Annotated in this window: 9 protein-coding genes; 3 read left to right on the top strand and 6 right to left on the bottom strand. The window is 38.8% G+C overall.

What is annotated here, in order from left to right; translation table 11 throughout:
* Positions 1-4,542: beta strand repeat-containing protein (locus tag WFN33_RS20140; protein WP_336954816.1), on the bottom strand; the 4,542-nt coding region annotated here is incomplete at its 3' end.
* 688 nt (positions 4,543-5,230) lie between these two features.
* Between WFN33_RS20140 and fmt the strand changes: the two genes are divergently transcribed.
* Both fmt and rsmB read left to right on the top strand, forming a co-directional pair.
* Positions 5,231-6,190, top strand: a complete 960-nt coding sequence (fmt, locus tag WFN33_RS20135; protein WP_336954815.1) for a methionyl-tRNA formyltransferase — start codon at positions 5,231-5,233, stop codon at positions 6,188-6,190.
* A complete protein-coding gene (gene rsmB, locus WFN33_RS20130) occupies positions 6,187-7,494 on the top strand; it encodes a 16S rRNA (cytosine(967)-C(5))-methyltransferase RsmB (RefSeq protein WP_336954814.1) in 1,308 nt (435 codons plus the stop codon). The genes fmt and rsmB overlap by 4 nt, the downstream gene beginning before the upstream one ends.
* Before the next feature lie 51 nt (positions 7,495-7,545).
* Here rsmB and WFN33_RS20125 read toward each other — a convergent pair whose 3' ends face one another.
* The 4 genes from WFN33_RS20125 to WFN33_RS20110 all read right to left on the bottom strand — a co-directional run bounded on the left by WFN33_RS20125 (position 7,546) and on the right by WFN33_RS20110 (position 11,594).
* Positions 7,546-7,689: a methionine/alanine import family NSS transporter small subunit gene (locus tag WFN33_RS20125; RefSeq protein WP_004718897.1), complete on the bottom strand. Its 144-nt coding sequence runs from the start codon at positions 7,687-7,689 to the stop codon at positions 7,546-7,548.
* Positions 7,690-7,699: 10 nt separating this feature from the next.
* Positions 7,700-9,178 (bottom strand): sodium-dependent transporter, encoded by a 1,479-nt coding sequence (locus WFN33_RS20120; RefSeq protein WP_336954813.1) that lies wholly within the window; start codon positions 9,176-9,178, stop codon positions 7,700-7,702.
* 321 nt (positions 9,179-9,499) lie between these two features.
* Positions 9,500-10,087 carry a DUF1287 domain-containing protein gene (locus WFN33_RS20115; RefSeq protein WP_336954812.1) on the bottom strand — a complete coding sequence of 196 codons (588 nt, stop codon included), beginning with the start codon at positions 10,085-10,087 and terminating at the stop codon, positions 9,500-9,502.
* A gap of 58 nt (positions 10,088-10,145) precedes the next feature.
* On the bottom strand, positions 10,146-11,594 hold the full coding sequence (locus WFN33_RS20110) for an aldehyde dehydrogenase family protein (protein ID WP_336954811.1): 1,449 nt from the start codon (positions 11,592-11,594) through the stop codon (positions 10,146-10,148).
* 136 nt (positions 11,595-11,730) lie between these two features.
* Here WFN33_RS20110 and WFN33_RS20105 point away from each other — a divergent pair, with 136 nt between their 5' ends.
* Positions 11,731-12,474, top strand: coding sequence for a TIGR04219 family outer membrane beta-barrel protein (locus WFN33_RS20105; protein WP_336954810.1), 744 nt, complete (start codon positions 11,731-11,733; stop codon positions 12,472-12,474).
* A 266-nt stretch (positions 12,475-12,740) separates the two neighbouring features.
* On the opposite strand, the gene WFN33_RS20100 is transcribed toward WFN33_RS20105, so the two are convergent.
* The gene (locus WFN33_RS20100) at positions 12,741-13,073 is read right to left on the bottom strand and encodes a hypothetical protein (protein WP_336954809.1); all 333 of its coding nucleotides are present in this window, start codon (positions 13,071-13,073) and stop codon (positions 12,741-12,743) included.
* Between the last annotated feature and the right edge of the window lie 299 nt (positions 13,074-13,372).

Below are 13,372 nucleotides of genomic sequence, written 5' to 3'. Positions count from 1 at the left end.
CACTTTGCCTGCAAATACTGGTGCATCTGCCAATTGGATATCTAGCGTATTGCCAGTGATCACTGTCTTGATGTTGCTGTTCGAACCCGCGCCTGTTAAGCCACCAGTAATATTCAGCGTTTCACCCAGTTTACGATCAACTGTACCGCTGTTACCCGTAAACGTTACCGGTTTGATCACTTCAGTATTGAGATTAGTTAATGCATCACCCACATTGTTCGCTGTGGTGGTCGTACCATCTGTTTTTGTAGTCACATAGCTTGGCGCACTGATCGCACCTGTCGTGTTGTCATAAGTTGACCCACCACCCAAGTTCGTCGCTGTGCTCGTACCCAAAGTATCTGTCTTTGTGCTTGATGCTGTCGTCGCTGCATCTAACTGACCTTTGTTCACTGCATCTGTTGCTGTCGTTGCATCTGCTACGTTTTCAACTTTATTGCCATTGGCATCTAAACCATTTGCAGTCACTTTGCCTGCAAATACTGGTGCATCTGCCAATTGGATATCTAGCGTATTGCCAGTGATCACTGTCTTGATGTTGCTGTTCGAACCCGCGCCTGTTAAGCCACCAGTAATGTTCAGCGTTTCACCCAGTTTACGATCAACTGTACCGCTGTTACCCGTAAACGTTACCGGTTTGATCACTTCAGTATTGAGATTAGTTAATGCATCACCCACATTGTTCGCTGTGGTGGTCGTACCATCTGTTTTTGTAGTCACATAGCTTGGCGCACTGATCGCACCTGTCGTGTTGTCATAAGTTGACCCACCACCCAAGTTCGTCGCTGTGCTCGTACCCAAAGTATCTGTCTTTGTGCTTGATGCTGTCGTCGCTGCATCTAACTGACCTTTGTTCACTGCTTGATCATCGGTAGTTGCATCAGCAACATTACTGATATTCGTGTTAGCTGCATTAATACCAGTGCTTGTAACGCTTGGACCACCTGTAATCGTCAATCCACTATTATCTAACTTTGTATTGCCTGTCGTGACACTACCAGCTGCACCTAAGTCTAGGTTTGGATTTAACTTAACCTGTACGCCATCTGTAGTCGCAACTGTACTAATATTGGTGTCGCCAGTGATAGAAACCGTATCACCTAATTTCTTCGTAGCGCTGGTCGCTGCAGTATCACCTTTAAAGGTTAAACCGGTATTATCAACCGCTGTCTTCGCATCTACACCTTTCTGAATATCTGTTTTGGTGCTTGCTGCAAGGTCAACTTTATAGTCAGTAACATTGTTCGCATCTTTAGTTCCAGCAGTTACCGTTACAGCTGATGAACCTGCTGATGCGGTGGTACCATTGGCATTAACAGTATAAACATCTTGACCATTTGCACCAGTAGTTTTTGCTACTCCCGCTATATTGGTTCCACCTGCAACTTCAGTTTTTGATGCCGCAGCTTTAGAATCAACATAGGTTTTATTGGTCGCATCTGTACCAGCTGTTGGTGCATTGTTGACTGTTACTTTATCTGCTGTGACTTGAGCTGCAGTAATTCCTGCATTGTTAATAACAGTTGCACCTGTAGTAACACTGCCTGTTGTACCTAAGTCCAATGCATTCGATAACGCAACTTCAACTTTACCTGCATTTACTTTAGTCGTGATATTGCTGTTTGAACCTACAACTTCAACCGCTTCACCTAACTTCTTGTTAACAGTAGTGCCGTCCTGCGCTTTTAAACCAAAGCCCAAGTTCGTCAATGTTGAACCAGCATCATCTACATACTTTTTATTGGCTGCATCTGTATTATTTGTTGGCGCAGCAACATTTGTAATCGCTAACCCACCTGCATTAATACCTGTTGTTTTATTGATAACAACGCCGCCAACCGTAACTTGGTCAGCTGTTACACCTGCATTATTAATAGTGGTATTACCCGTTTTAACGCTACCCGCTGCACCTAAGTCTAGGTTTGGATTTAACTTAACCTGTACGCCATCTGTAGTCGCAACTGTACTAATATTGGTGTCGCCAGTGATAGAAACCGTATCACCTAATTTCTTAGTAGAGCTGGTCGCTGCGGTATCACCTTTAAAGGTTAAACCGGTATTATCAACTGCTGTCTTCGCATCTACACCTTTTTGAATATCTGTTTTAGTGCTTGCTGCAAGATCTACTTTATAGTCAGTAACGTTGTTTGCATCTTTAGTTCCCGCAGTCACTGTGACAGCTGATGAACCTGCTGATGCGGTGCTACCATTAGCATTAACCGTATAAACATCTTGACCATTTGCACCTGTAGTTTTTGCGACACCTGCTATATTGGTTCCACCAGCAACTTCAGTTTTTGATGCCGCAGCTTTAGAGTCAACATAGGTTTTATTGGTCGCATCTGTGCCAACTGTTGGTGCAGCAACATTGGTAATCGCTAACCCACCAGCATTAATACCTGTTGTTTTATTGATAACAACGCCACCAACCGTAACTTGGTCAGCTGTTACACCTGCATTGTTAATAGTGGTATTACCCGTTTTAACGCTACCAGCTGCGCCTAAATCTAAGTTTGGATTTAACTTAACTTGTACGCCATTCGCTGTCGCGACTGTACTAATATTAGTGTCACCAGTGATGGAAACCGTATCACCTAATTTCTTTGTAGTACTTGTCGCTGCGGTATCACCTTTAAAGGTTAAGCCAGTATTATCAACGGCCGTTTTAGCATCTACACCTTTTTGAATATCGGTTTTGGTGCTTGCTGCAAGGTCAACTTTATAGTCAGTAACATTATTTGCATCTTTAGTTCCCGCAGTTACTGTGACTGCCGATGAGCCTGCTGATGCGGTAGTACCATTAGCATTAACGGTATAAACATCTTGGCCATTTGCACCTGTAGTTTTTGCGACACCTGCTATATTGGTTCCACCAGCAACTTCAGTTTTTGATGCCGCAGCTTTAGAGTCAACATAGGTTTTATTGGTCGCATCTGTGCCAACTGTTGGTGCATTGTTAACTGTAACACTTGTAAACGTAGGTGTTGCACTTGTAGCAACTGAATAAGTTATTGAACCATCCGCTGCTGTTGTAGGAGTAACGACTATATTGCTACCACTTATTACTGTTCTTTTTGATGCTTTAATCGCATCATCAATAGTCGTTTTACCCGTTCCACCAATATTAGTAGGTGCTGTGTAAGTATTCGTTACAGGATCATAAGCAGCATTTCCACCTAGAACATTTTTCAGATTTGTATGTGTATCATCATATGCTTTATCTAATTGTGCGACTGTAACTGCATCAGATGCAGCAGAACCATCAGCCACATTCTGAATACGACGGTTGCCTGTTACAGTTCCATTACCAACAGATACCGCTCCAACAGTAGGAGCAGCTTGTGATGTTAAAAATCCTGTTCCAGTAATAGCTGTCGTTGTAGAGCCATTACCCAAAGCAACACTATTATCAATACTAGCTATAGCAGAAGTACCGAGTGCAGTCGAGTTAGCTCCTGTGGCTTGAGCACCATTCCCCAATGCTGTACTATTTGTGTTATTTGCAGTTGCAGCATTACCAAGTGCGGTCGAATTAGCTCCTGTGGCTTGAGCACCTGGACCCACACCTACAGCAAAAGAACCTGCTTGGGTATTTCTTCCCATAGCCACACCACCAACTGCAACACCACTATTTGCAGTTACTGTTGCTCCTCCACCGATCGCAATTGCATAATTATTACCACCCGCATTAGAATTATCACCAATTGCGATTTGTGCGAATGTAGTTGTTTTTGCACCATTACCTAAAGCAATCTGCCCTCCAGTTCCTGCTGGATTGCTACTAGCAATATTACTATTACTCGCATTTGTACCAATCGCAATATTATTCAGAGATTCAGTACCAACAGCGCCTGTAAAAGCATTTTTACCAATCGCAATTGTCCCAGTATTAGTTGCCCTAGATTGGCCACCAATCGCAATACTATCCGTACCGGTCGACTGTGCGCCTCTAATCGTATTACCACCAATAGCAACCGAACCACTGCCAGAAGCCGTAACTGCATTTGCAATTGGTAAAACATTTCCAGAAGCAGACCCAGTAGCTGTTCCACCTAATGCTACAGCATTTTGTCCTGTTGACTGACTGCCTTCACCAAGTGCAGTACTACCAACACCAGTCGCTCGACTCTCAACCCCTAAAGCCGTACCAAAAGCATTGGCTTGACTATTATGACCCACAGCTGTACCAGCAACACCCGTAACTTCTGCAAACGCACCATATGCGGTTACAGCCATGAGATTATTACCTTTAGCATTACAACCCGCAACAGTTGAGTACGTACCAGAGCCATCCGTTGCCTGCCCACCGGTCGTTCCTGGATTTATAGTCCCGACCGTATTATTAGAACCCGTTACACAATTCCCATCCGTATTTATAAAATTCGCAGATGCGTCGGATGAAAAAGTGATCATCAAACTAACTGTTGCTGCACCAATAATCCCAGTTACTTTTGAAGACTTGGTTTTCCCTTTTGCCAATTCAGAAACTGCAACCCACGCAGACAATGTCGCATTCCAAATCACTTTGTAGATCTTATTCATATTACTTTTCCTTTTGGGGATGCATTACAGCAGCTGGTCCCGCCCCGACAATGCATATAAAATGTACAATTTTTTTTATTTAACAATTTACATACATTTAAATCAATAGAAAAAATGAGATATATTTCACTTTTTTTATTTTTTTAAACAACCGGTCTAAACTTTTACAAAAAAACAAAAAAATCTATACATTTATTTATTTTTAACTATACAAATCAATAGTTTATTTTATTACAAAAAAACATTAAGATTTATTAAATACATATTGTTCTTAAATTGACCATGTGACAAAATTTGTCACATTTATCAAAACAATGCGAGACTTAGTTTACATTTGACACATTGTTAAATTCTGATTAACTGCCTATTCTAATCCAGTTAACAATTTTTACTGCGAAATATGTCACAATAATTCTCGTTTCAATCTCTAAATACTCTCTTTATTTAGATTAAGTTAAAAATAAGACCTTTTTCTATCAATTTAAGGTGAAAATTTTTATATAAAAAAGTGATATTTATTTTAAAAACGGTTGCTGGCTATTTTGAAATTAGATAAGTGATCAGAACAAAATATACAATTGATCGTATTTTATTTTTTACATAGAAAAACCCGTATTTTCATTTGAAAACGCCACCGCATAATCAGGTTTGCTATAATTCAATTTAAAATTTAATCTGAGCATAACTTTTGAAGATCATTTTTGCAGGTACACCCGAATTTGCAGCTTCTGCTTTAGCAGCACTCATTGAAACTGATCACGAAATCGTCGCTGTGTATACTCAACCCGACCGCAAATCAGGTCGTGGACAAAAAATGACAGCTTCAGCCGTGAAACAACTTGCGCTGGCAAACAACCTACCCGTCTATCAGCCACTTCATTTTAAAGCATCGACAGACGAAGGCTTAGCCGCTCAACAAGAATTAGCAGCTTTGGGTGCAGATGTAATGGTAGTTGCGGCTTATGGTTTAATTTTGCCCCAAACCGTATTAGATACACCGCGCTATGGTTGTTTAAATATTCATGGTTCTTTGCTACCACGTTGGCGTGGTGCCGCTCCGATTCAGCGTGCCATTGCAACAGGTGATACTGAAACAGGGGTAACGATCATGAAAATGGCGGCTGGTTTAGATACAGGTGATATGATCTTTAAAACAGTTTGCCCAATCACAGCACAAGAAACCTCAGCGACTTTATATGACAAACTTGCGATTCAAGGTGCTGAAGCAATTTGTGTTGTATTAGAATCAGAACAAAAGCTACAACAATATTTAGATGCACGTGAAGTTCAAGATGAACAATTTACGGTATATGCACATAAACTCACAAAAGCTGAAGCGCAAATTGACTGGACTAAATCAGCAGTTGAACTTGATCGCAATATTCGGGCATTCAATCCTTGGCCAGTCGCATTTACACCAATAGATGAAACCAATAATTTACGTGTATGGAATTCTCAAATTTCAGATCTTACAGCCAATGGCGAAGTACCCGGAACCATTATCGAAATGAACAAACAAGGTGTACATGTACTGTGTGGAGATGGTGTGATTTGTCTGACTAGCCTACAATGGCCAGGTGGTAAAGCCATTAACCCTGTACAAATTATACAAAGCCATAAACTTTCAGTAGGAAATATATTCGCATGAGCCAAATTCAATCATCTGCAAAAAATTTGAATTTGCGCGCACAAGTGGTTAAAACACTTTTAGCTGTTCAAAATGGACAGTCTTTGGCTTCCGTTTTAAACCAACATATCAATATTGTTTCTGAACGTGATCGTGGTTTATACCATGAGCTTACTTTGGGCTGTCTACGTCAGTGGTATTCTTTAAAAGCAATTACCTTACCCTTGCTCACAAAACCATTAGAAAATGAAGCACTAGAAAGTTGCTTATATTTGGGTTTATACCAGATTTTATGCACCCGTATTCCTGCACATGCGGCGATTTCAGAAACGGTAAATGCTGCTAAGCAATTAGGTTTTGAACCGATGAGTGGTTTGGTCAATGCCATCCTTCGTCGTGTTTCACGTGAAACAACAGAGTTTCAAACGGCTTTGAATAATACCCATGGTTTACCAAGCTGGCTATTCAAACGACTAAAAAAAGATTGGGCCGATCAGCTTCCTGAAATCTGTCAAAATTTAAAACAAGTTGCTCCACTAACGCTTCGTGTCAATGAACGTCAAATTAGTCGTGATGAATATCTTGATATTTTAGATGAAGAACAGATTGATGCTCGCCCTTGTACACTTTCAGATGTTGGTATAGTTCTGGAGCAAACCGGCAACATTACTCATTTACCTGGCTTTGAAGAAGGCGGATTTTCTGTTCAAGATGAACATGCTCAATTGTGTGCAACACTGTTACCCAACTTAGATGACAAAGTCATTATCGATGCTTGTGCAGCACCGGGTGGTAAAGCAGCTCATATCTTAGAACGTTTCAATCCTAAAAAATTAATCGCGCTTGATCATGATGCTAAACGATTATTGCGTGTTTCAGAAAACTTGGAACGCCTTGAATTAAATGTTGATGCAACAGTTGAAATCATCACAGCAGATGCTACAACATGGGTGCCTAAAGAGTTGGTCGATTGCATCGTATTGGATGCACCTTGTTCTGCTATTGGTGTTATGCGTCGTCATCCTGATATCCGGTTATTGCGTCAATCTACAGATATTCAGCAAGTGGTCGATCTGCAAAAGCAAATTTTAAAGCATATGTGGCAGCAGCTTAAAGTTGGTGGAACACTACTTTATATTACATGCTCAATTCTGAAAGTTGAAAATGAACAGCAGATGGTCGAGTTTTTTGCTGAACATGCAGATGCTGAGGAAATCAAGATTGATGCAAACTGGGGAATAGAACAAATTCACGGTCGTCAATTGTTACCTGAAGCGCATCATGGTGATGGTTTCTATTATTGCAGAATTCAGAAAACCGCTTAAAAAAACGCATTAAAAAAGCAGGCTAATTAGCCTGCTTTTTTTGACTCAAGTTTAAAGCGTATGATGGTCTTTGACTTCTTCCAGAACTTCATCCAATTCTTCAGGATTTTTCATCAAATGTAGGATCGATAAAATCAACCCACCCCATAAAAACACCATTGAAATAATCATCATCACGATTGCAGAAGTATTCATTTTGACGCTCCTATCGATCTTTCATTTTGCTAAGGATTAAAGCAATAACAGCACAGAAAATCACACTGCCCCAACCAAAGAACATCAACATACTTGAACTATAGGTATCGTATCCATTTTTAATCAAGCTAAAAACGGTCATACATAAAGTGACCAGCAAAATTAAAGAAGTGATTACGGTTAAAGTGAAATCCCAACCTTTACCCAGTTGAACAGTTGAAATACGATTCACGTGATCACGTAGTTCCATCAATGCTGAACGTTTAAACCATGCTATTGAAATAATTGACAATAATGCACCGCCAATAATCCCAATATTATTGATAAAGTGATCGACGATATCCACCAGTTTAATCGAATTCACACTAGAGAATAAGAAAATTGAAACCAGTGCACTGCCCCCACCAATAATGCTTACGGCTTTTTTTCGTCCCCATTTTAACTTGTCTTGCATCGCTGCAATCGGTACTTCAAGGATACTCACCATTGAAGAAATACCAGCAACAAATAAAGAAGAGAAGAATAGTAAACCGAATAAATCCGCACCCGCACCTAAACTAGAAATGATTTTAGGGAAAGCAATGAAGGCCAAACCAATACCACCGCTGACCACTTGATCTACAGGTTTCCCTGCTGAAAAAGCCATAAACCCCAATGCAGCGAAGATACCAATACCCGCAAGAATTTCAGTAGAAGCATTAGCAAAACCAACGATGAGACCTGAGCCTGTTAAATTGGTTTTTGGTTTAAGATACGAGGCATAAGTCACCATAATCCCAAAACCAACAGAGAGTGAAAAGAAAGTATGGCCATATGCTGCAAGCCATACTTTATAATCCCACATTGCAGCCCAGTTCGGTGTAAAGAAAGCATTTAAACCTTGGACCGCTCCAGGTAAACGCAAAGCTTGAATAACAAGAATAGTGAATAGAATAAACAATAAAGGCATGAAAATTTTATTGGATAATTCAACCCCTTTTTTCACACCACCAAATAAGATGATCAGCGTTAATGCCCAAATTCCCACAATTGGCCAAAATAAATGACCAACAAACTGAAAATCAAAACTTGTTGATTTTGAGGTTTGTAAATAGGTATTGAAGAAGAAGTTTTCAGGATCACTGCCCCACAATTGACCTACAGAAAAGTAAACATAACTGCCTGCCCAAGTCAGTACGCTGGCATAGTACAAACCAATAATGATACAGACACAGACTTGCCACCATCCTAAAGTTTCCCCACCTTTAAATAAAGCACGATATGCTTTAGGAGGTGAGGTATTACTTTTATGCCCTGTCGCATAGTCTAAAAATAATAGCGGCAAACCTGCTGTGATAAGTGCAATTAAATATGGAATTAAAAAAGCGCCGCCACCATTTTCATAGGCAATGTAAGGAAAGCGCCAAATATTACCTAAACCGACAGCCGATCCAACAGCTGCGATAATAAAACCTGATCGTGATGTCCAGTTTTCACGAGATTCTGTCATAAAACACCTAATTCTGTAGATGTCCTCAAATGCTGCTTTTTTTCATTGTGATCTGCGAGCAAAAGAAGTACCAATTTTAAATTTTGTTGTTTGAATAAAACAGCACCTTTTGGGTCCTTTGTTATTATTTCAAACCAGTAACTTTGCAAACTTCTCGGTTAAAGTACATCAACAAAAATTACTGTTTAATGTGGTAACAATACTCGTTTTGCAGCGCTTTTTCTGTAATTTGTGTCCATTTTCCCATGTTTTTTTTACTTTTCATCACACATGGTTAATTTTTAGCTATTTTGATTGATCATTGCTTAAAATTACCTATTTCTAATTAACATTCTTGGGTAAACGATAATGCCCAATAATTTTATATGCATGCAAAATATCATTTTCACGTGTTCCATAACCGATATTATGAATGACCAAAGGTGTTTTTGACAGCATTGTGGTTTTATTGGAAATGATACCAATATGGGTTAAACCTTTACCTAAATCCCATGCCACAATATCGCCTGCTTGATATTTTTGATCACTCACTTGATAACCTTGACGCTGAAAATAGGTCATGATATTTGGAACCCGACGATGATCAATATTTCGATCAGTTGCTTTTAAGCCCCATTTTTGTGGATATTTTCTAAAATTGGCTTTCATATCTTCATGAATACGCTGTTGTAGATCTATTTCTTGATGACGTAATGCACGAATGACCACGTCTGTACAGACGCCTTTGACCAATGGAACATCCCCCATTGGATAAGACAATTGAGTATAAGCAGGATCATAATAAAGTGTTTTCCAAATCTGAGAACGTGCATCATTTACCAGTTTTTCAGATTGAAATGCCCAAAGTTGTACACTCAGTAAGGAAAGTAAAACCATTAAAAATAATGAATTGAAAAATTTTATTGTCATTTTAACTCTATATAAAATTCAAAGGAAATAAGGAGCCGTAGCCCCTTAGAATATCAACTTATTGTTTGATTACAAGTAAGCGTTCTTCTTGCATATCACGAATTGCAGACTGAATCCCTTCACGACCTAAACCCGAATCTTTCACGCCACCATAAGGCATATTATCAACTCTGAAAGTTGGTATATCATTGATAATTACTCCGCCCACATGTAGATGATCCCATGCATAGAGCATTTTATTGAGATTTTGAGTATATACACCAGCTTGTAAACCAAAGCGACCTTGGTTAATTACTTCGATCCCTTTCTCAAAGGTTTTGTATTTCTCTAAAATTGCCACAGGGCCAAATGCTTCATTTTGATAAATTTCCAGAGATTCATCGACATTCTCAAGTAAAGTTGGCTCGAATAAAACGCCTTTTAACGTGCCACCAATTAAGATTTTCGCACCCTTTTTCTCTGCTTTATCTACCCATTTTTTTAAACGAATCGCTTCTGCTTCTTTGATCATTGGACCCACTATCGTGGTTTCTACATCTGGATCTGCCGCAGATACTTTTTTCAACTTAGCTAAGATTTTTTTTCTAAATTCTATATAAATATCAGCATGTACTAAAATTCGTTGCACACTAATACACACCTGCCCCGCATGTCCATATGCACCACCAATCACTCGATCAATCAACGCATCACTTATTTCTGTATCAGGTTCAATTAAAACCGCTGCATTACCACCCAATTCGAGGGTTACTTTTTTTCGACCAGCACGTGCTTTCATATCCCAACCCACTTGATCAGAACCGGTAAAGCTGAGTACCTTAAAACGATCATCCGTCACTAACACATCAGCATGTTCTCGTGGACAAGGCAAAATTGAAAATGCGCCTTTTGGTAAATCTGTTTCAGCCAAAATTTCTGCGATTTTTAATGCGGAAATTGGTGTCAAACTTGCTGGTTTCAATACAAATGGACAACCCGCTGCAATTGCTGGTGCAATTTTATGCGCTGTTAAATTCAAAGGAAAATTAAACGGACTGATCAGAGATACTGCACCAATCGGAACATGTTGTACCATTCCCCGATATGCAGAGGCCGCAGCGGTAACAGCCAAAGGCATTAGATGACCATTATTGAGTGTGGAGACAGCATCTGCCGCTAGTTGGAAAGTATTAATCAACCTTTCAACCTCAGCTGCTGCTGCAAGTTTAGGCTTTCCACCTTCGATAATTAAAATTTGTATTAATTCTTCACGTATTTCTTTAAAGCGTTTAACACAATGTAAGAGTATTTTTTGCTTCTGAAATGGCTTTAAAGCGGCCATTTCTTTTTCAGCTTTCACGGCTGCACTGATGGCTTTTTCTAAAGTTTTTGCATCTGCTAAAGCGACTTTTGCATAAATTTCCCCCGAAAATTTATCATGAACTTCAAGCCATTGCCCTGATTTGATCGCTTTATTGGCGACATAAAGGGGGAATTCAATCATTGCTTGATCAATAGAATCACTCATCCTACACCCTCGATTTAATCTTTTTAATAATGCAAAATTTGATAAACCCCTATATCATGCCTTCTGTTGATACAGTATTGAAATGTATTTAAGTAACAAAAAATAGGATGAAAAAACATTTCATCAAGAAGGACATATGAAATCTATTCAATTACCCTTATTTATCGCTGTATTAGGTCTAAGTTCATTTGCTCAAGCTGATTTTATTGGTTTAAAAGGTGATATCAGTTATTGGAGTCTTGGTGGAACTTCTCAAATCAATCATAAATCTGGTTTATCTAATAACACTGGTTCAGATGATTTATTATCAGATCCTTATGCTGGGCTAAACGCAGAACATGATTTAGATACTAAAGGTACGATTCAAGCCTCTGTTGCTTTTGAGCACCCTATTCCAATCCTTCCCAATGTAAAATTAAAATATACCAAGTTAGATACGGAAACTGAGTCTAATAATGAGTTTGCTAAAACTAAAATTGATTTAGACCATACAGATCTTATTCTTTACTATGAAATCTTAGACAACATTGTAAAAGCTGATGTCGGTGTAGGGGCAACTAAGCTCAATGGTACTGTAAAACAGTTTTCACAAAATGTTGATGTTGATGAATATGTTCCAATCCTTTATGCAGAGGCCGGCGCAAAACTACCGTTTACAGGTTTAAGTGCAAAAGCTGAAGCGACTTATACCAATGTCAATGATGTAAAAATCACAGACGCTCAGGCTGAAATTCAATATGACTTTGTAAAGTCTATAGTTTTAGATCTTGGTGCAAAAGTGGGTTACCGTATTTTAAATATTGAACTCAGTGATTTAGATAACCGCGATATGAAGTTTGATTTTAAAGGACCTTATATTGGTTTAAATGCACATTTTTAATAGAAACTATCCTTTTATGATCATGTACGCTTTTTCTTACATGGTCTGCCGAATTATGCGTATAGGCAGAACAACTAAATTTTAATATTATAAACACATCAGGAAACAGGAAGTTTCCACTAAAAACAAGAATAAGATAGGATGATAATGCAGGATAGCGAAAGGTACTACAGGAGTTATATCTTAGAACCAATACAAAAAACCTCAGGCATGGATGTCTGAGGTTTTTTATTTTGGATAGACTAAAAGCAATTAAAGTAAAACACTTACCACTTCATAAAAACCATCCCTTCAATAGCATCAATTTGAATCAGTTCAGTTTGTTTTTGAACCAGTTTAATCGCTTCATGCAAACCTATTGTTTTTGTATAAGAACCTTTTTGAGTAGGAACAGGAATGTCTGCATCTAATGAATAATCATCATTGACCATAAACTGTAAAGTACGATCATTTTTATCAACAATTCCTAAAAAGTTTTCTGGCCTGATTAAGACAGATTGCATTATTTCTATGATTTCATCGATAGATGCGTACTGATCTTGAGCGGGTAAAACTTCATCACCATCATAATCTGTAAAGAAAAACTGGAAAATCAACATATTATTAACTGTTTTTATCGTAATACTTTAATTTTTAGCATAAAGGAACCACTGATTCAATAGCTAGACTCTTTCTATATCTCCACTTCAATAATGAACATAATGAGGTATACAGAACATGAGTTCAGTTTCATCAATACATAAGCTTAATCAGTGATCAATTTACTTAATATGACTAGATCTCTTTCATTCCGATAATAAGCACTGCGCATAAAAAACACCCCGTTCTCGTTAGAGACCGGGGTGTTTTAGATTTAAAAGCTGGCGATGACTTACTCTCACATGGGTAACCCCACACT

The organism is Acinetobacter sp. AS167 (assembly GCF_037152175.1).
Lineage (GTDB): Bacteria > Pseudomonadota > Gammaproteobacteria > Pseudomonadales > Moraxellaceae > Acinetobacter.
The sequence above is the reverse complement of the archived record's forward strand: the minus strand, read 5'-3'. Positions and strand labels throughout refer to the sequence as shown.